Raw genomic sequence first — 18,371 nt, 5'->3', positions numbered from 1 at the left:
TTATTCTGCCGCGTTGAGTATTTTGATCCGGCGACTTTGGCGGGCCTGTTCATCATATTGAACCTGCCAATCGCTTGGTCCGTTGGACGCACCGACCTGAACCGCAGTAACCTTATACTCCGGACAGTTTGTTGCCCAGTCGGAGAAGTCGGTCGTGATCACATTTGCCTGCGTCGTGGGATGGTGGAAGGTCGTGTAGACCACGCCGGGCGAGACACGATCCGTAATAAGCGCGCGCAAGGTAGTTTCGCCGGACCGGCTGCTGATCTTCACCCAATCGCCATCACGGATGCCGCGATTTTCCGCATCATGCGCATGAATTTCCAAACGGTCCTGTTCATGCCACATGACATTGTCTGTACGGCGTGTTTGTGCGCCGACATTGTATTGCGACAGAATGCGGCCTGTTGTGAGCAAAAGCGGGAAACGCGGTCCCGTCCGCTCATCAGTGGCAACATATTCGGTACGAATGAACTTGCCCTTTCCGCGCGCAAAACCATCAATGTGCATGATTGGCGTACCAAGAGGGGCCTTTTCATTGCACGGCCACTGAACCGAACCTTCTTTTTCAAGCAGCTCATAACTGACACCAGCAAAACTGGGTGTGGTCATGGCAATTTCATCCATGACCTGTGACGGATGGGTATAGTTCCAATTGAGGCCCATCGCTTTGGCAAGATTTTGTGTAACTTCCCAATCCGCATAGCCATTGAGCGGGCTCATCACTTTACGCACCCGGTTAATCCGGCGCTCGGCATTGGTAAAAGTGCCGTCCTTTTCGAGGAATGTAGAACCCGGCAGAAACACATGGGCGTAGTTTGCGGTTTCGTTCAAAAACAGGTCATGGACGACTACACATTCCATTGCTTCCAGACCGGCAGCAACATGTTTCGTATCGGGATCTGACTGCAGGATGTCTTCACCCTGAATGTAAATGCCCTTGAACGTGCCGTCGACGGCGGCATCCAGCATGTTTGGAATGCGCAAGCCCGGCTCGTCCTGAATTTTGACGCCCCACAGCTTGTCAAAAATATCTCGTGTCGATTCATCGGAAACATGGCGATAGCCGGGAAGTTCATGCGGGAACGAACCCATATCGCAGGAACCCTGCACATTATTCTGGCCGCGCAGAGGATTAACACCGACGCCCTTGCGGCCGATATTACCGGTTGCCATTGCCAGATTGGCGATGGCCATGACCGTAGTAGAACCTTGGCTATGTTCTGTTACGCCAAGGCCGTAATAGATGGCTCCATTGCCACCAGTGGCGAACAGGCGTGCTGCTTCGCGCAGGGTTTGCGGGTTCACACCTGTCAGTTCTTCAATGGCTTCCGGGCTATGTTCCGGGCTAGAGACGAAAGCGGCCCAATCCTGGAACTCTTCCCAATCGCAACGCTCGCGAATGAACTTTTCGTCGAAAAGACCCTCTGTAACAACCACATGAGCCAGCGATGTGACCACAGCGACATTCGTGCCCGGGCGCAGTTGCAGATGTTGGGCTGCAGAGACGTGGGGAGAGCGCACCAGATCAATCCGGCGTGGATCGACGACGATGAGTTTTGCGCCCTTGCGCAAACGCTTCTTCAGACGCGAGGCGAAGACAGGATGACCATCGGTCGGATTTGCACCAATGACCATAACGACATCCGTATGCTCAACGCTGTCGAAATCCTGCGTACCGGCAGATGTACCGAAGGTTGTCTTGAGACCATAGCCGGTTGGCGAATGGCAGACACGGGCGCAGGTATCGACATTATTGTTGCCGAAACCGGCGCGGACCAACTTTTGTACGAGGTATGTTTCTTCATTGGTGCAGCGGGACGAAGTGATGCCGCCAACGGAATTGCGCCCATATTGATATTGCAGACGGCGGAATTCATTAGCGACGTACTTATATGCCTCGTCCCAGCTCACTTCGCGCCAAGGATCTGTAATTTTCTCGCGGATCATTGGGTTGAGAATGCGATCCTTGTGTGTGGAATAACCATAGGCAAAGCGGCCTTTGACGCAGGAGTGACCACGATTGGCTTTGCCATCCTTGTAGGGAACCATGCGAACAAGTTCCTCACCACGCATTTCTGCCTTGAACGAGCAGCCAACGCCACAATAGGCGCAGGTCGTGACTTTGGAGTGCTCGGGTTGTCCTATCTGGATGACCGATTTTTCCGTCAGTGTCGCGGTAGGGCATGCCTGCACGCAGGCACCGCAGGAAACACATTCACTATCCAGAAAGTTTTCGTGCATGCCCGGAGAAACGCGACTGGAAAAACCACGGCCCTCAATCGTCAGTGCAAATGTGCCCTGCACTTCTTCACAGGCACGGACACAGCGCGAACAAACGATGCATTTCGCCGGATCATAGGTGAAATAAGGGTTGCTTTCATCCTTAGGCATCCAGCGATCATTGGCGACGCCCTCTGCCTTGGTGAAAACATGGTTGTCGCCTTCGTAACCATAGCGAACATCGCGCAAGCCCACCGCACCTGCCATATCTTGCAACTCACAATCGCCATTGGCAGCGCAAGTCAGGCAATCGAGCGGATGATCGGAGATATAAAGCTCCATCACGCCTTTGCGGATATCCTTCAGGCGCTTGGTCTGCGTATGGACCACCAGACCTTCCATTGCAGGCGTGGTGCAGGAAGCCGGAGTACCGTTGCGGCCTTCGATTTCAATAAGGCAAAGACGACAGGAACCAAATGCATCAACCATATCGGTGGCGCAGAGTTTCGGCACCTGAATGCCTGCTTCCATCGCGGCACGCATCAGGGAAGTTCCTTCGGGAACCGTCACCTCATTGCCGTCGATGGTGAGCGTGACCATCTTCTCCGAAAGGGAAGCTGGCGTGCCGTAGTCGATCTCGTGAACCAGTGACATGGTGAACTCCTATTCCGCCGCAACGGCAATTGGTGCCGGGCGAAAATCTTCAGGAAAATGATTAAGAGCGCTCATAACGGGATAAGGCGTGAAACCGCCCAAGGCACAGAGCGATCCGAATTTCATCGTATTGCAAAGATCAGTGAGAACCGCGATTTGCTTTTCCGGCTCGATATTGGCTGAAAGGCGATCCACAACCTCAACGCCGCGGGTAGAACCGATACGGCATGGCGTACACTTGCCGCAGGATTCCACAGCGCAGAATTCCATGGCAAAGCGTGCCTGTTTCAGCATATCGACACTGTCGTCAAAGACGACCAATCCGGCGTGACCGATAAGACCGTCCTTGGCTGCAAAGGCTTCGTAGTCAAACGGCGTGTCGAAAAGCGAACGTGGGAAATAAGCACCCAGTGGACCGCCGACCTGCACCGCTTTTACCGGACGGCCCGTGGCAGTGCCGCCGCCAATATCATCCACGATCTCACCAAGAGTAAGACCAAAGGCAGCCTCAAACAGCCCGGCATATTTGACGTTGCCAGCTATTTGCAGCGGAATGGTGCCACGTGAGCGGCCCATGCCGAAATCTTTGTAGAACGCCGCCCCCCTGTCCATGATGACAGGCACCGAGGCCAAGGAAATCACATTATTGATGACGGTAGGTTTGCCAAACAGGCCCTTATGCGCGGGAAGCGGTGGCTTGGCGCGTACGATACCGCGACGCCCTTCAAGACTTTCAAGCAAAGCCGTTTCTTCGCCGCAGACATAGGCCCCGGCGCCGACGCGAACCTCGATATCGAAAACATATGACGAACCGAGCACAGAGGCTCCCAGTACTCCAGCCTTCCGCGCAACTTCGATGGCTTCATTCATTACTGCAATGGCATGCGGATACTCAGAACGAATGTAGATGTAGCCCTTGGTCGCCTCAACAGCGATGCCGGCAATCGCCATGCCCTCGATGAGAACAAAGGGATCGCCTTCCATGATCATACGATCAGCAAAAGTGCCGCTATCGCCCTCATCCGCATTGCAGACAATATATTTTTGCGGTGCCAAAGTATCGAGCACCGTTTTCCATTTGATGCCGGTCGGAAAGCCAGCACCTCCGCGTCCCCGCAATCCGGATTCGGTTACCTGAGCCACGATCTCGGCCCGCGACAAGGTCAGAGTGTTCTGCAGCCCCTTCAAGCCATCATGGGCGCGATAATCATCAAGCGAGACTGGATCAGTGATGCCACAACGCGCAAATGTCAGGCGTGTCTGTTTGGACAAGAACGGGAGATGCTCTGTAAGACCAAGCCAAAGCGGATGCACCCTGCCCTCGGCCAACCCGCCATCGAGCAAGGCTGCAACGTCAGAGGCCTTGACCGGCCCATAGGCTACACGGCCGCCGGGCGTTTCGACCTCGACCATCGGCTCAAGCCAGTACATGCCACGCGATCCATTGCGTATGATTTTTGCATCCAGCTTGCGTGCGGTGATTTCGTTTTCGAGCGTCTTTGCGACTTTTTCAGCGCCGAGTGCCAAGGCACCGGAATCACGCGGGACATAGAAGGTGATGCTCATAGTCGCACCTCCGCAGCAATTTCATCGAGGCGCTCAGCGTCCAGGCGACCAATAACTTCGCCATCCAGCATCGCGGCAGGCGCACAGGCGCACAGGCCAAGGCAGTAAACCGGTTCGAGCGTTACCGCGCCATCTGTCGTGGTGCCATGCCAGTCAATGCCAAGCAATTGGCGCGCGCGATCCGCCAATGCATCGCTGCCCATTGATTGACAGGCTTCAGCCCGGCAAAGCTTCAGGACATGTCGGCCAGCTGGATGATCGCGATAATCATGATAAAATGAAAATACGCCGTGAACTTCGGCACGGGAAATATTGAGGGCATGTGCGATCAAAGGAAGCGTTTCCTGTGGCACATAACCAAACTCACCCTGCAACTCGTGCAAGATGGGCAATAGCGGCCCTTCTTTGCCCTTGAATTGATCGATAATGCCTATCGCTCTAGCTGCGATATCGGTACTTGCGCTCTGCATTTTGTGCAGCGCCCTCCCTAATTTCTCCTCGTGACTTAGAACAGATCAAAAAACTGATATATAATCAATATCATTGTCTCGTTGAACGATAGAATATTTCTATCAAAAAACTTCCATTGTGAGTGCCAAAGCGCGTGCCTCATGAAGGAGGGCTGATACAAGCGGCGTGTGAGGCTCCCGATCTGCCGTGACCAACCCCACCAAATGACGCGCATCAGGCTCAATAATCGGAATGGACCGGATTGGCTCGGCAAAACCCAAGGTCTCAGAGAGGTTAAGCGGCATGATGCTTACCCATTTTCCGGTGCGGATATGGGAGAAAAGAACAATCATCGAATTGGATTCGAGTGTCGGGTGAACCTCCACGCCAGCATCCTGCAAGTGCTTGTTGATAAGCCGGCGGTTCTGCATATCTTTCGTAAGCAAACATAGCGGCAGTTGACCCACCTCGGCCCATGTGACGGACGTCCTGTCCGAATAGGTATTGCCCGCTGCAGTAATCAATTGATAGCGCTCGGAATAAAGCGGGACCGAGGTCACACGCCCAAGAGGTTCATTATCAAGATAACTAATACCGGCATCGATCTCGAAATTACTGAGCAGCGTCAAGACTTCCAATGATGTTCGCGACGTAATGGAAAAGGTGACATCGGGGTGCTTCTCTCTGAAGGGCGTGGTGAGCTTGGACACCATGGCCAATGCGGTTGGAATGGCGGCAATCTTCAGGTGTCCGGCCAGTCCAAAATGCGCTGCGCGGATTTCTTCACGCATTGTTTTCGTGTCGCCAACAATTCGCCGCGCCCATTCGAGCACGCGCTGACCCTCGGATGTCAAACCATTGAACCGCGAGCCGCGCTGAACAAGAACAGCGCCCAGCGTATTTTCAAGCTGACGAATTGCTGCTGAAAGCGTCGGCTGTGTCACACCGCATTCTTCCGCAGCGCGGCCAAAATGCTTATGGCGAGCCAATGCGATAAAAAATTCCAACTTGTCGATCATCCAGACTCTCCTCCACAAAGACTCTAGAGCAAATGAGCAAGCCTTCTAATGCTGGGCCGCTTTGGTCTGGCAAAGAGTTTTGTTTGATGTATGTTGCGCTCAACATCCACGATTTCCAAGGACATGAAAATGGATATTCGTCAGATTGACGATCGCTACGCCGTGACGGGTCAGATTTCACCAGACGACGTTCGCGATATCGTTGCCGCTGGCTACGGCGCGCTCATCTGCAATCGGCCGGATGGCGAGTCACCAGACCAGCCAGATTTTGCAGAGATCGCCAAAGTCGCAGAAAAGGCCGGTATTCCCGTTTATTACGTGCCGATTATAGCCGGACAGCTAACGCAAGATGATGTCGATGCCATGGCTTCCGCGCTTGAACAAGCTGAAGGCCCGGTTCTCGCCTATTGTCGCTCAGGCGCCCGCTCAACCAACATTTACGGGATTGTGCAACAGCAGAAGGGTTAGAGTTGGTGCGCCTGTTCGGCACGCTGACTATGGTCTTCTTTATGACGCTGCCCGTTGTTGCTGGCAGCGCACAGGAGAAACCATTTTCTGCCGACGATATAGATAATATGCTGGAAAACAGCGCTCCAATGCCGCTGGCGAGCGGCACTGTCGAAGATCGGTTGAAGCAAGAGATTCAGGCGTGCTGGGTTCAGCCCATCTTCAAGCGGGGCGATACTCTGCCAGAAATAAAGGTAGCTGTGAGCGTCGGGAAAGACGGGACGCTACTCAAAGACCCCAAAGTTTTGAAGACCGGAAAGGGCACCATGGGCAAACAGCTTGCTTTAAGCGCCGTGCGTGCCATCAAGCGCTGCGCACCCTTCAAAACGGTAAAAGATAATCCCGGTTCTTATGAAAACCTTCGAACAATTATACTCAACTTTCAGCCGTCTTCGCTGTAATTGCTCACTGACTAGAAAAACGCCTGAATGCCAGTCTGTGCACGACCCAGAATGAGAGCATGCACATCGTGCGTACCTTCATAGGTATTCACCGTTTCGAGATTTTGCGAGTGCCGCATGACATGATAGCCGATCTGGATTCCATTGCCGCCATGCATATCGCGAGCCATGCGCGCGATGTCCAAAGCCTTGCCGCAATTATTGCGTTTAACCAGGCTGATCATTTCCGGCGCCATGCGGTCCTCGTCCATGAGACGGCCAACGCGCAATGAAGCCTGCAAACCAAGCGCAATTTCGGTTTGCATATCGGCAAACTTCTTCTGGAAAAGCTGTGTTGCAGCCAGTGGACGACCGAACTGCTTGCGGTCGAGGCCATATTGTACCGTGCGCTGCCAACAATCTTCAGCGGCGCCCATGACACCCCAGGAAATACCATAGCGTGCGCGATTAAGGCATCCGAATGGACCTTTCAGACCAGCCACATTCGGCAGCAACTGTTCTTCTCCAACAATAACGCCATCCATGACAATCTCGCCGGTGATCGAAGCGCGAAGGGAAAGCTTGCCGTCAATCTTTGGTGCGGAAAGCCCCTTCATGCCTTTCTCCAGCACGAATCCCTTGATCTGGCCGTCATGCGCGTCGGACTTGGCCCAAACTACAAAAACGTCGGCAATAGGGGAATTTGAAATCCACATCTTCGAGCCGGAAATACTATAGCCATCCGCAACTTTGGTCGCACGGGTCTTCATACCCGCCGGGTCGGAGCCTGCATCCGGCTCTGTCAATCCAAAGCAACCAATCCATTCACCGGACGCCAATCTCGGCAGATATTTCTTGCGCTGTTCTTCCGAACCATAGGCATAAATAGGATACATGACCAAGGAGGACTGCACGCTCATCATCGAACGATAACCACTGTCCACACGCTCCACCTCGCGGGCAACAAGTCCGTAGGCAACATATGACGCACCTGCCGTGCCATATTCCTCCGGCAAAGTGACCCCGAGCAATCCTGATTGTCCCATAAGGCGGAATAATTCAGGATCAGTCTTTTCCTGGATATAGGCTTCCTCGATTCGCGGCTGAAGTTCGCTTTGGGCAAAGCTACGCGCGCTGTCGCGAATCATCCTTTCGTCTTCTGTCAGTTGGTCTTCCAACAAAAAAGGATCCGTCCAGACAAAGGATGGCTTGGAGTTTGCCATAGGTATTCTCCTCAAATAGGCGACAAGACCTAGCATCAAATCCGCACCGGTGGCCAGATCGCGGCATTGCTAAAATTTGCTTGGATGATGAGCGACGCGCATGATTTGCGCATTTCGATACGCAGCCGAATCCACTATATCTGTGTGATGGCCATTAAACATCTCACCGAAACAATCATCAATCAGATCGCGGCGGGCGAAGTTATCGAGCGGCCAGCCAGCGTGGTGAAAGAACTCGTTGAGAATGCAATCGATGCCGGCGCAACACGCATTGATATTGTCACTGCGGGCGGTGGAAAGAACCTTATCCGCATAATTGACAATGGTTCTGGCATTCCCGCCGATGAACTTTCATTGGCGGTTTCCCGCCATTGCACGTCGAAACTGACCGATAATGTGCACGATATCAGAGCGCTTGGTTTTCGCGGCGAAGCACTTCCTTCCATTGGTTCAATTTCGCGATTGTCACTAAAGTCGCGTGTGGCCGATGCCGATTCTGGATTTGAGATCTCCGTTAATGGCGGGCGCATGGACGGCCCGCGCCCGACGGGCATGAATGGCGGAACAATCGCGGAGGTGCGGGATCTTTTCTTTTCCACACCCGCACGCCTCAAATTCATGAAAACGGACCGCGCTGAAGCCTCTGCGATCAGCGATGTGGTCAAACGTGTTGCCATCGCCTTTCCGCATATTCGCTTTTCCATGACCGGGAGCGACCGGACACCATTTGAAATGGCCGCAACGGGGGTTGGCTCAGAGGGGATGCTGGAGCGAATCTCGCAAGTGTTGGGCAAAGAGTTTCCAGAAAATGCCATAGGCATTGATGCAATGCGCGATGGCGTTCGGCTAAGCGGTTTTGCCGGTATTCCTGCTTTTAATCGTGCAAATAGCCTTCATCAATTCGCCTATGTGAATGGTCGCCCGGTTCGCGACAAGCAGATATGGGGCGCAATTCGCGGAGCTTATGCAGATGTAATGTCGCGCGACCGTCACCCCGTTGTCGTTCTTTTCCTCAATCTCGATCCGGAACTCGTCGATGTGAATGTCCACCCAGCAAAAGCCGATGTGCGATTTCGCGATCCTGGTCTTGTTCGCGGCTTGATAGTTGGAGCAATACGGGAAGCGCTCGGGCAATCCGGTATTCGGGCGGCGACCACGGGTGCTGAAGCCATGCTGCACTCTTTTCGACCTGGCGGCGGATTCGAACCTCGCTCAACAGCGCCAATATGGGGCAAGGAAACTGTCTCTCCCGGTAATCTGAACTATTCGGTGCAGCAATCGCCGTTCCGTCCTTTTGAGAGTGTCGCCAGCGCCTCGAGTCACGGCAACCGGTTTGCTGAAACCGTGCAGGAATTCCTCTATGATGGCGCTGCCGCTCTAAGCGCTGATGCCCGCGCCAGCACGATCAGTGCTCCGCCAGAATTGCTTGCCATGCCGCTCGGCGCTGCCCGGGCACAGGTTCACGCAAATTATATCGTCTCACAAACTGACGACAGCCTCGTTATTGTTGACCAGCATGCAGCGCATGAACGTCTTGTCTATGAGGCTTTAAAAAGCGCTCTGCACTCACGTCCTTTGACGGCGCAGATGCTGCTTATCCCGGAGATTGTCGATCTTCCCGAGGAAGATGTGGGGCGGCTTGTTGCCCATGCTGAAACGCTGCAACGCTTCGGGCTTGGTCTGGAAGCTTTCGGCCCAGGTGCTGTCGCCGTTCGCGAAACCCCCTCCATGCTGGGCGAGATCGATACGCAAAAGCTGGTGCGAGACCTTGCAGATGAGATTGCAGAACACGACACGTCGGATGGCTTGAAAGCCATACTCGACCACGTGGCTGCTACCATGGCGTGTCACGGTTCAGTCAGGGCTGGACGGCGGCTTAAGCCCGACGAGATGAATGCGTTACTTCGTCAAATGGAGGCAACGCCGGGTTCAGGTACGTGCAACCACGGACGCCCGACCTATATTGAACTGAAGCTGACGGATATTGAACGGCTGTTTGGCCGGCGCTAAAGCGTTTTCCATTCTATGGAACCATTCAGGCAGACCTTGACCGCGAAAGTCGCAAAGCCGTAAATAGCGGTAAATGAACGAACTGGAACAAATGCAATGAACCGATTTGAAGGCCCCGGCTCTCGCGAAGCCAAAATTCGCTATCTAGACGGTGACTTTCAAGTCCTGTCTCCGGGGGCCTATGTCTTGTGCGCCGTCACTGGGGAAAAGATTGCTATTGATGAATTGAGGTACTGGAGCGTCGCGCGGCAGGAGCCCTATGTGGACGCACATACTTCTTTCAATCGGGAGTTGCAGGAAAATCCTGACCTGCGTCAACGGAACAAGGCTTGAACGTGTATAATCGTCGAACCCTCCTGCTTTCGCTCATCGGCATTGGCCTTGCCATTAGCGGTTGCGCCACCAGCAAGGAGCCGCCGACCTATAGCGGACCAACCAAGACTATTCGCGGTTATTTGCAGGGACCGCCTTATGCCCGGCTTGGTGCAAGCACCGTTGTTTTCATAACGGCTTATGATGCGACAGGTGGCGTAACAGGGTCTATGCCAAAGATCGGTGCGACAAGCTTTACCCTGAATCGCAATGGCTATTTCCCGATTGCTTATGAGATCGAGATTCCCGCGAGTCATGCCGCTCCCCGCGTATCGCTTGCCGTTGAAATGCGCCAATATGGCAGGGTAACGTTCACCAATGATCGACAATATAGTCAAACGACCGGACGTAATCTCGACATACCCGTAAGAGAAGCACCGCCAAGGGTCAGAACGCGCAACTATCTATAGAGTTTTAAGGATGCGCGCCTTGGCGCCTTCCCTTGTATCGCGAATAATATTATGCGCGGTTTGCAGATGGCTGAAAACAAGTTCCACATCCAGAACGAGCGTTTGCGTCGCCAATTCCTTGGTCACAGCACTTCCGTCAAACAATCTGACATGATCCTTTGCGGTCGTGATCAAGGTAAGTTGCTCTTTGGCTGCGTCCTTCATCAAATCAGCAGCGTCCTCATCCGTATAGGGATGGTGATCTGGAAAGGATTTGGTCTGTGCCACATTTAGTCCGGCTTCGTGCAAGGTCCTGAAAAACTTGGACGGATCGCCGATGCCAGCAAAAGCCAATAAGCGCCCCTGCTTTATCTGCGCAATGTTTTGTGGTTGAAGCACAGACTCATAAATCGGTTTTGCCGCCCTCGCAGCGCTGCGAACAAGCTGGTCCGCACCGCTGGCAGTGCCTATTCTGAGCAAGGCATCTGTTCGGACCAATTGGTCCGTGAGCGGTGCTCGTAGCGGCCCGGCAGGCAGGACTTTCCCGTTGCCAATTCCCCGGCCCGCATCGACCACCATAAGCGCATAGTCAAAATGCAGGCGGGCACTCTGAAAACCATCATCCATGATGATGAAATCACAACCCGACGCGATAAGCGCTTTCGCGCCAGCCACGCGGTCGGCGCACACGACAACGGGTGCATGACGCGCCAGCAGAATCGGCTCATCGCCAACATGGCGCGCGCTGTCTTTATCCGGGTCGACTTTGTGCAAGCCGGAAAATGCACCGCCATAGCCACGCGATACAATTCCTGGCTTCAGGCCCATTGAGGTCGCTACTTTGGCCAGAGCAATCGATGTTGGTGTCTTGCCCGCACCGCCAACAGTAAAATTACCGACGCATAGCACCGGAACAGAGACGGATGGCGGCTTGGCGCGCCGAAGACGGCGACCAGCAACTGCGCCGTATATGTTGGCAAGAGGACTCAAGGCTCGCGCACGCCAATCCGGCTTTTCCCACCAGAATGGAGGCGCTTCTGACGTCATTTCCAAGCGCTTTCGCGATTGGAGAGTCGAGCCTGCAGCACCAAAGGCTGCAAATAGGGCTCAAGGGCTGTCATGGTTCGCGACAGTGATCCGCGCATGTCCTCGACTGTCTTCAGCCCCGCATCAATCATAATCTGCCGTTCTGCCGGATTGTTGAACAGGTAGTTTACCGCCCCTGCCAGCATATCCTTGTCGCGTACAAGTTTGGCAGCGCCATTTTTGATCAAGCGTTGATAGGAGTCACGGAAATTCTGCACATTGCGACCCGAGAGAATGGCCGATTTCAGCATAGCCGGTTCAAGAGGATTTTGGCCACCTTGCGCAGTCAGAGAGCGGCCAACGAAGGCAATCTCTGCCATCCGCAGATAAAGACCCATATCGCCGATTGTATCGCCTATGAATATATCGGTGTCCGCATCGATCGGATCATTGCGGCTGCGCAATGCAACCTTCATTCCCATCGTTTCTATCAGAGCTGCTACCTCAGCAGCGCGATCCGGATGCCGGGGCACCAGGATCGTCAGTAAGTCGCGATGCCGGGCCTTGAGCATCTGATGCACCTGAGCGACGATTTCCTCTTCGCCCTGATGCGTAGAGATGGCAGCCCATGTCTTGCGCGGGCCGATCATCTTTTGAAGTGCGGCCAATTGCGAATTGTCCACCGGCGGAACGGCCGTATCAACCTTCAAATTGCCTGATACTGTCACCGGCCGTGCGCCAAGCGTACGGAACCGCTCACCATCAACATCTGACTGCGCGACAACGTGAGCGAGATTTTCAAACAGCGCCTCTGCGATCGATGCACGCTTGTTCCACGCCGCGAAGGAACGGTCCGACAGGCGTCCGTTAACGAGAACCTGCGGCACACGCCTTGTTCCAAGCTCGAGGATCGTCATCGGCCATATTTCAGACTCGCATATTACCGCAAGATCAGGCTGCCAGTGGGTCAGGAAACGATCAACCGCAGGCTTGAGATCAAGTGGCACATACTGGTGAATGACACGATCCCCAAGACGATCCTGAACCATTTTCGCCGAAGTCACCGTGCCGGTGGTCAAGACGACATGGATGCCCATTTCGACGATTGCTTCGACCAATGGCGTGACAGCCGATGTTTCGCCAACGCTGGCGGCATGAACCCAGACCAATGGTCCAGAGGGTCGAGCCACGCTGGCAACACCATAGCGCTCGCCTTGACGACCGCGCTCTTCCTTGCCCTTGCTCGCACGGAAAGCAACATAGGCTCCCACTACGGGGAAAATTATAGCACCCGCCCACCGGTAGGTGCTGAGTGCCAATCTGGCCCACTTCTCACTCATATCGCGCCATCCACCAGTGTATGAACACGAAGCGTATTCGCATTCAGGCTGTCCGTCAGTTCAACGCGCTTAGCTTCAAGCATGGCATCATCAGCATCCTGGGGAACGAAAATCGGATCTCCGACAATCAGTCCTGACTTACCGAAAGGCAATGGAACAGTTGTCTTATCCCAACTCTTTTCAAGAACTTTCCGTCGCGAGGTCAGGTAGCAAATTGGGAGAATTGGACGGCCCGATAATTTTGCAAGCAGAATAACGCCTATGCCTGATTGGCGAGGCGTACCATGGGGGATATCAGCAATCATTGCAGCAGTCTTGCCATCCTTCAATGCCTTTTTTAGGGCAAGCAATGCACGTGCACCGCCTTTTTCAGCCCCCTTTGCGCGGTCCCTACCGCCTGAACCGCGAATGATCTCAACACCGAAACTTTCAGCGACGCGCGCGTTCAATTCGGCATCCTTGCTGCGCGAAAACATTGCAACAAACCGGACATTGCGGGGCATGAGAAACGGCGCCATCAAATGCTGGCCGTGCCATGCAACCGCAATAAAAGGTTCGCCGCCACGCTTCATATCTTCGACATCAGACGAACCGGCGAGCCGAGGATTTGTAGCATTCACCAGCCGGAAAAACTGGGTAATAAGCCAAACTATCATCGTCCGCACAACCGGCGAATTTGCCAAAGGACCACGGACAGAACGCCAGAACCGCTTCAGCAACCCGTTTTTCTTCTTAGGCGAAGATTTGGAAGCTAACATAATTTCGCTGGTCGGCATTTCATCGTTTTGTCGTGTCACACGATCAACCTGATTTGCCCGTTACCGGATCAAGCAGCTTGTGCATATGGACGATGAAATAACGCATATGCGCATTATCGACTGTTTGCTGTGCCTTGGATTTCCAGGCGCGCTGTGCGGTTTCGAAGTTCGGATAAATTCCGACAATATCGAGATTGTCGAGATCGCGGAACTCGACGCCGCCTAACTTCTTAAGCTCCCCGCCGAAAACCAGATGCAGCAGTTGTTTTGTATCCGAGGTTTCTTCGCTCATAATTATTATCCAGATGATTTGCCAGATTGGAAGATGTCAGTCTGTTTAACCGAAGGCAGTGTCCGCTACAATGTTCAGCATGTTATCCATTAGTAGACCACTTGCCGCAACCAAAGCGCCGTGCCGATAATCGCCTCTTTGAGTATTGCGCAGACCGTAGGTGAGTGCTTTGCCTTTTGCTGTCAAGACATTGCCGCCCGCTTCAGACAAAATGAGATCGGCAGCCGCCAGATCCCAATCATGGGAGTTCGGTCTTACGAAGGTCCCAGCAAGGTCGCCCCGCGCTACCATCGCCAGCCTATAGGCAAGCGACGCTATATGAGGGGCGCGTTCAATAGAGCCAAGAAATGATTCCGGCAGCTTATTGAGAAATCCTCCCGGCGCAGCAACTTTGAATGGCCGGCTTTCCGCCTGGGCATGGATGGGACTGCCGTTCTGATCAGCGCCCTCACCCGGCAAGGCACTTATCGTCTCATGACGAGCCGGACACTCAAGAACGCCCGCCACCGGACGACCATTCTCAATGACGGCGACACTGACGCACCAAACATCAACACCTTCGATGAAAGCACGGGTTCCATCTATTGGATCGACAACGAAAATGCGTTGCCTGGGTGAATCTATACGCTCATCAAGCGTCTCTTCAGATATCCAGCCATAATCAGGCCGTGCGGTCAGCAGCACATCCTTGAGATATTTATCCGCGGCAAGATCCGCTTCGGTAACAGGGGAATTACCGGTCTTGAGCCATATCTGGGGCGATTGCCCATAAAAGGACAGGGCTACGCGGCCAGCGCCTATTGCTGCCTCTCGAATCAGGTCAAGATCTGCTCTGTTTTGGTCATTTTCCGGCAAGAGTCATGCCTTCTATAAGGAGCGTTGGGCTGGCAACACTGAAATTGCGATCAATATCATTGGCTACCGTTAAATTAAGGAACATTTCTTTCAAATTCGATGCCAGTGTTACCTCGCTTACCGGGTAAGACAGCTCACCGTTTTCAATCCAGTATCCGCTAGCGCCACGGCTATATTGGCCAGTTATCATGTCAACACCCTGCCCAAACAGTTCCGTGACATAAAACCCTGTGCCAACGGCGCGGAATAATTCGTCCGGCGTTTTTTCGCCAGGCTCGATAGCAAAATTGGTAGATGACGGCACGACAGTCGAGCCCGAGCGTGTGCCGCGCCCGTTCGTGGTCAAACCCAATTCCTTGGCTGTAGACGTGGAGAGCAACCAGTGCTTCAGCACCCCATTTTCAACCATGTTCAATGGAACGCCCTCAAGGCCTTCGCCGTCGAAAGGGCGAGATCCAGAGCCCCGCACCCGCAATGGATCATCAGAGACATAAATAGCGTCGCTGAGAATTTTCTCTCCCATGCGATCTTTTAGAAAGCTGGTTTTGCGGGCAACCGATGCTCCGTTGATGGCGCTCGCCAAATGCGAGGCAATGCCACGCGCCACGCGCGGATCGTAGACGACATTGACCCGCCCCGTCTGCGCCTGACGTGCATTCAGCCGCTTGACAGCGCGCGCGCCAGCGGAACGTCCGATAGCGGCAGCATCTTCCAGCTCACCATAATAAATACGCGACGAGAAATCATAGTCGCGTTCCATCGCGGTTCCAGTGCCTGCGATAGCACTCACCGAACGTGAAAAACGTGAGCCATTATAATACCCGGCAAACCCTCCCGAAGTGACCAGAACCAACCCGCCCATGCCGGCAGATGCCGCGCCACCGCCAGAATTGGTAACGCCTTCGACGCTGAGCGCTGCTTCCTCTGCGGCAAGCGCAGCTTCAGTCAATTGTGCGGCATCGACATTGGTTGGATCGTAGAGCTCAAGATCACGAATATTGCGCACGAGCTGTTCTGTTGCCGCTAATCCTTCGTAGGCATCATCCGGCGAAACCTTGGCCATTGCGACAGCTCGTTCAGCCAGAATCTTGGGATCAGAGCCCGTATTTGCGGAAATGCTCGCGATCTTGCGGCCGACAAAGACCCGCAACGAAAATTCGTCACTTTCCGAAGATTCGGTCGACTCCACTTTGCCCAACCGCACGTTAACGCCAGTCGAGCGGGAGCGCACCACAACGGCATCTGCCGCATCAGCACCAGCACGCCTTGCGGCCTCTACCAACGCTGTGGCACTGTCTACAAATTCGCGGGAATTTACCGGCTCGACCATATTCATCTCTAAGGTTGATTGCATGAGAGGATGCGAGGACTTATCTGACAAAGCCAGACGATGTACTCCACCCTATATGGTGCAAATCAGGGTCTATCAAGGCAAACGCGCGCAACATTTTTTAAGGTCCGGATCACGAGCACATGCTTTCACAGAGCGGCAACCTCTACTATCAGGCACTTGCACTTCTTGCAGGGGCGATTATTGCGGCCCCGCTTTTCAAGCGTCTCGGTCTGGGGACCGTGCTTGGCTACCTTGCCGCCGGGCTGCTGATAGGCCCCCTTGCCAATCTGATCACGGATGGCGAACAGGTCCTTCACTTTTCGGAACTCGGCGTGGTTTTCCTGCTTTTCGTCATCGGCCTTGAACTCAAGCCATCTCGTCTTTGGACATTGCGACATGCAATTTTTGGTCTCGGCGCAGCGCAGGTAATCGTTACCGGCGCTCTTTTGACCGGCTTGATCGTTGCGCTTGCCCTTATGAATTGGCAGGCCGCCTTGATCACGGGATTTGGCCTTGCCCTCTCATCGACAGCCTTTGCCATGCAGATTCTGGAAGAGCGCGGCGAAACGACCATGCCTCACGGACAGACATCTTTTGCAATTTTGCTGTTTCAGGACCTGGCAATCGTCCCGCTTTTGGCCATGGTGCCTGTCCTTGCACCGGGCTCAGCAACGCATGAGGCAGATCCGCTGGGCAAATTTCTCATCGCCGTTATCTGCGTTGGAGCGATCATTGCCGTTGGTCGCTATCTGCTTAATCCACTTTTCCGGTTTATTGCCAATACCGGCGCACGCGAAGTCATGATCGCAGCAGCCTTGTTCGTGGTTCTGGGGGCGGCGACGCTGATGCAATTTGCCGGTCTATCAATGGCTATGGGTGCATTCATTGCCGGTGTACTCTTGGCTGAATCTTCCTATCGCCATGAGCTTGAAGCCGATATCGAACCCTTTCGCGGCGTGTTCCTCGGCCTTTTCTTCATGGCTGTCGGCCTGTCTCTCGACCTTGATGTCATTTTGCAAAATTGGCAGGCAATTCTTTTGGCTGTACCGGTTTTCATGGCAATCAAAGCTTTGGTAGTTTACCTGCTCGCCCGGATATTCCGCAACAATCACAATGATGCGATCCGTGTCGCGTTTTTCCTGCCACAAGGCGGTGAGTTTGGTTTCGTCTTGTTTTCGGCAGCAGCTGCCGCAGGCCTTATGACCGGTTCGGCTGCCTCAGAACTCGTTGCGGTAACAACGCTTTCCATGGCGGCAATGCCTTTATCGGTTGCCCTTGGGAATCGTTTTCTGGTCGATCACAACAAGAAGGATGAGATTGACGAGGACTTTGACGGGGCTGGTGCCGACGTCATGATGATCGGCTTCTCGCGCTATGGGCAGATCGCAGCGCAGATTCTTCTGGCGGGCGGCAGCGACGTTACTGTTATCGATGCCTCAGCCGACCGTATACGCGCGGCGAGCAAATTCGGATTCCGCATCTATTTCGGCGATGGAACCCGAAAGGAAGTGCTGGAAGCTGCCGGTATAAGACGGGCCAAGATTGTGGCAGTCACCACGCATAAGAAAGAAACGACAAACCAGATTGTTGAAATGATTCAGGCCGAGTATCCGGATATAAAGCTTTTTGTACGATCTTACGATCGCGTACATACGCTGAAGCTACGCGCTCGCGGCGTCCACTATGAGCTGCGTGAAACCTTTGAATCCGGCCTGGTGTTCGGGCGGCGAGCGCTCGAGGAACTCGGCGTTAGCGAAGATCTCGCCTACGAAATAGTGCAGGACATTCGCCAACGCGATGAGGACAGGCTACACCTGCAGGCGGCAGAAGGCCTGTCTGCCGGTAATGATCTTCTTCTTACGCGACCGGTAACACCCGAGCCTTTGGTCAAGCCAACACGTGAGGCTCAACGTATAGACACAGTTCCGGACGAGGAGATCGACGCCAAACCTGTGCCAACGCCGGCTGAATAAA

At 53.9% G+C, this 18,371-nt stretch carries 17 protein-coding genes; 6 read left to right on the top strand and 11 right to left on the bottom strand.

All coding sequences use genetic code 11. The features are described 5' to 3' along the window. The 4 genes from fdhF to V9K92_RS07050 all read right to left on the bottom strand — a co-directional run bounded on the left by fdhF (position 1) and on the right by V9K92_RS07050 (position 5,912). Positions 1–2,877 (bottom strand): formate dehydrogenase subunit alpha, encoded by a 2,877-nt coding sequence (gene fdhF, locus V9K92_RS07065; protein ID WP_337353652.1) that lies wholly within the window; start codon positions 2,875–2,877, stop codon positions 1–3. Positions 2,878–2,886: 9 nt separating this feature from the next. Further along, positions 2,887–4,443 carry a formate dehydrogenase beta subunit gene (locus V9K92_RS07060; RefSeq protein ID WP_337353651.1) on the bottom strand — a complete coding sequence of 519 codons (1,557 nt, stop codon included), beginning with the start codon at positions 4,441–4,443 and terminating at the stop codon, positions 2,887–2,889. Continuing rightward, on the bottom strand, positions 4,440–4,913 hold the full coding sequence (locus V9K92_RS07055; protein ID WP_115055192.1) for a formate dehydrogenase subunit gamma: 474 nt from the start codon (positions 4,911–4,913) through the stop codon (positions 4,440–4,442). Before V9K92_RS07055 ends, V9K92_RS07060 begins: the two co-directional genes overlap by 4 nt. Before the next feature lie 102 nt (positions 4,914–5,015). Further along, positions 5,016–5,912 (bottom strand): LysR family transcriptional regulator, encoded by an 897-nt coding sequence (locus V9K92_RS07050; protein WP_337353650.1) that lies wholly within the window; start codon positions 5,910–5,912, stop codon positions 5,016–5,018. A 129-nt stretch (positions 5,913–6,041) separates the two neighbouring features. Between V9K92_RS07050 and V9K92_RS07045 the strand changes: the two genes are divergently transcribed. Further along, entirely contained in the window at positions 6,042–6,380 is a 339-nt protein-coding gene (locus tag V9K92_RS07045; RefSeq protein ID WP_336440539.1) for a TIGR01244 family sulfur transferase, read from the top strand. A 2-nt stretch (positions 6,381–6,382) separates the two neighbouring features. Next, positions 6,383–6,820: a cell envelope integrity protein TolA gene (locus tag V9K92_RS07040; protein ID WP_337353649.1), complete on the top strand. Its 438-nt coding sequence runs from the start codon at positions 6,383–6,385 to the stop codon at positions 6,818–6,820. An 11-nt stretch (positions 6,821–6,831) separates the two neighbouring features. On the opposite strand, the gene V9K92_RS07035 is transcribed toward V9K92_RS07040, so the two are convergent. Continuing rightward, positions 6,832–8,022: an acyl-CoA dehydrogenase gene (locus V9K92_RS07035; RefSeq protein WP_337353648.1), complete on the bottom strand. Its 1,191-nt coding sequence runs from the start codon at positions 8,020–8,022 to the stop codon at positions 6,832–6,834. Between the two features lie 84 nt (positions 8,023–8,106). Between V9K92_RS07035 and mutL the strand changes: the two genes are divergently transcribed. From mutL to V9K92_RS07020, 3 genes are all read left to right on the top strand, one after another. After that, positions 8,107–10,032 carry a DNA mismatch repair endonuclease MutL gene (mutL, locus tag V9K92_RS07030; RefSeq protein ID WP_443094453.1) on the top strand — a complete coding sequence of 642 codons (1,926 nt, stop codon included), beginning with the start codon at positions 8,107–8,109 and terminating at the stop codon, positions 10,030–10,032. A 96-nt stretch (positions 10,033–10,128) separates the two neighbouring features. Beyond that, positions 10,129–10,365 (top strand): DUF2093 domain-containing protein, encoded by a 237-nt coding sequence (locus V9K92_RS07025; protein WP_307283027.1) that lies wholly within the window; start codon positions 10,129–10,131, stop codon positions 10,363–10,365. Continuing rightward, entirely contained in the window at positions 10,362–10,814 is a 453-nt protein-coding gene (locus tag V9K92_RS07020) for a hypothetical protein (protein ID WP_307283024.1), read from the top strand. Before V9K92_RS07025 ends, V9K92_RS07020 begins: the two co-directional genes overlap by 4 nt. Here the strand turns inward: V9K92_RS07020 and lpxK are convergent. The 6 genes from lpxK to V9K92_RS06990 are packed head-to-tail and all read right to left on the bottom strand — an operon-like array spanning position 10,809 to position 16,394. Next, on the bottom strand, positions 10,809–11,840 hold the full coding sequence (gene lpxK, locus V9K92_RS07015) for a tetraacyldisaccharide 4'-kinase (RefSeq protein ID WP_337353647.1): 1,032 nt from the start codon (positions 11,838–11,840) through the stop codon (positions 10,809–10,811). The two genes, V9K92_RS07020 and lpxK, sit on opposite strands and share 6 nt — an antisense overlap. Continuing rightward, positions 11,837–13,159 carry a lipid IV(A) 3-deoxy-D-manno-octulosonic acid transferase gene (waaA, locus tag V9K92_RS07010; protein WP_336440545.1) on the bottom strand — a complete coding sequence of 441 codons (1,323 nt, stop codon included), beginning with the start codon at positions 13,157–13,159 and terminating at the stop codon, positions 11,837–11,839. Before waaA ends, lpxK begins: the two co-directional genes overlap by 4 nt. Beyond that, positions 13,156–13,917 carry a DUF374 domain-containing protein gene (locus V9K92_RS07005; RefSeq protein WP_115055271.1) on the bottom strand — a complete coding sequence of 254 codons (762 nt, stop codon included), beginning with the start codon at positions 13,915–13,917 and terminating at the stop codon, positions 13,156–13,158. Before V9K92_RS07005 ends, waaA begins: the two co-directional genes overlap by 4 nt. A gap of 43 nt (positions 13,918–13,960) precedes the next feature. Continuing rightward, complete coding sequence (locus V9K92_RS07000) at positions 13,961–14,209, bottom strand: DUF4170 domain-containing protein (protein ID WP_115055200.1); 249 nt, start codon at positions 14,207–14,209, stop codon at positions 13,961–13,963. Positions 14,210–14,254: 45 nt separating this feature from the next. Beyond that, on the bottom strand, positions 14,255–15,064 hold the full coding sequence (locus tag V9K92_RS06995; RefSeq protein WP_337353646.1) for a 3'(2'),5'-bisphosphate nucleotidase CysQ: 810 nt from the start codon (positions 15,062–15,064) through the stop codon (positions 14,255–14,257). Further along, positions 15,051–16,394: a TldD/PmbA family protein gene (locus V9K92_RS06990; RefSeq protein ID WP_337353645.1), complete on the bottom strand. Its 1,344-nt coding sequence runs from the start codon at positions 16,392–16,394 to the stop codon at positions 15,051–15,053. Before V9K92_RS06990 ends, V9K92_RS06995 begins: the two co-directional genes overlap by 14 nt. Positions 16,395–16,537: 143 nt before the next feature. Here V9K92_RS06990 and V9K92_RS06985 point away from each other — a divergent pair, with 143 nt between their 5' ends. Further along, complete coding sequence (locus V9K92_RS06985; RefSeq protein ID WP_115055202.1) at positions 16,538–18,370, top strand: monovalent cation:proton antiporter-2 (CPA2) family protein; 1,833 nt, start codon at positions 16,538–16,540, stop codon at positions 18,368–18,370. Position 18,371: the final 1 nt, after the last annotated feature.

This window comes from Phyllobacterium sp. CCNWLW109, from assembly GCF_037203905.1.
GTDB classification, from domain to species: Bacteria; Pseudomonadota; Alphaproteobacteria; order Rhizobiales; family Rhizobiaceae; genus Phyllobacterium; species Phyllobacterium ifriqiyense.
The sequence above is the reverse complement of the archived record's forward strand: the minus strand, read 5'-3'. Positions and strand labels throughout refer to the sequence as shown.

Coding starts and splice junctions, on each gene's coding strand:
- fdhF (WP_337353652.1), bottom strand. CDS start 2,877: ATGTCACTGGTTCACGAGATCGACTACGGCACGCCAGCTTCCCTTTCG.
- V9K92_RS07060 (WP_337353651.1), bottom strand. CDS start 4,443: ATGAGCATCACCTTCTATGTCCCGCGTGATTCCGGTGCCTTGGCACTC.
- V9K92_RS07055 (WP_115055192.1), bottom strand. CDS start 4,913: ATGCAGAGCGCAAGTACCGATATCGCAGCTAGAGCGATAGGCATTATC.
- V9K92_RS07050 (WP_337353650.1), bottom strand. CDS start 5,912: ATGATCGACAAGTTGGAATTTTTTATCGCATTGGCTCGCCATAAGCAT.
- V9K92_RS07045 (WP_336440539.1), top strand. CDS start 6,042: ATGGATATTCGTCAGATTGACGATCGCTACGCCGTGACGGGTCAGATT.
- V9K92_RS07035 (WP_337353648.1), bottom strand. CDS start 8,022: ATGGCAAACTCCAAGCCATCCTTTGTCTGGACGGATCCTTTTTTGTTG.
- mutL (WP_443094453.1), top strand. CDS start 8,107: ATGATGAGCGACGCGCATGATTTGCGCATTTCGATACGCAGCCGAATC.
- V9K92_RS07025 (WP_307283027.1), top strand. CDS start 10,129: ATGAACCGATTTGAAGGCCCCGGCTCTCGCGAAGCCAAAATTCGCTAT.
- lpxK (WP_337353647.1), bottom strand. CDS start 11,840: ATGACGTCAGAAGCGCCTCCATTCTGGTGGGAAAAGCCGGATTGGCGT.
- waaA (WP_336440545.1), bottom strand. CDS start 13,159: ATGAGTGAGAAGTGGGCCAGATTGGCACTCAGCACCTACCGGTGGGCG.
- V9K92_RS07005 (WP_115055271.1), bottom strand. CDS start 13,917: ATGTTAGCTTCCAAATCTTCGCCTAAGAAGAAAAACGGGTTGCTGAAG.
- V9K92_RS07000 (WP_115055200.1), bottom strand. CDS start 14,209: ATGAGCGAAGAAACCTCGGATACAAAACAACTGCTGCATCTGGTTTTC.
- V9K92_RS06990 (WP_337353645.1), bottom strand. CDS start 16,394: ATGGTCGAGCCGGTAAATTCCCGCGAATTTGTAGACAGTGCCACAGCG.
- V9K92_RS06985 (WP_115055202.1), top strand. CDS start 16,538: ATGCTTTCACAGAGCGGCAACCTCTACTATCAGGCACTTGCACTTCTT.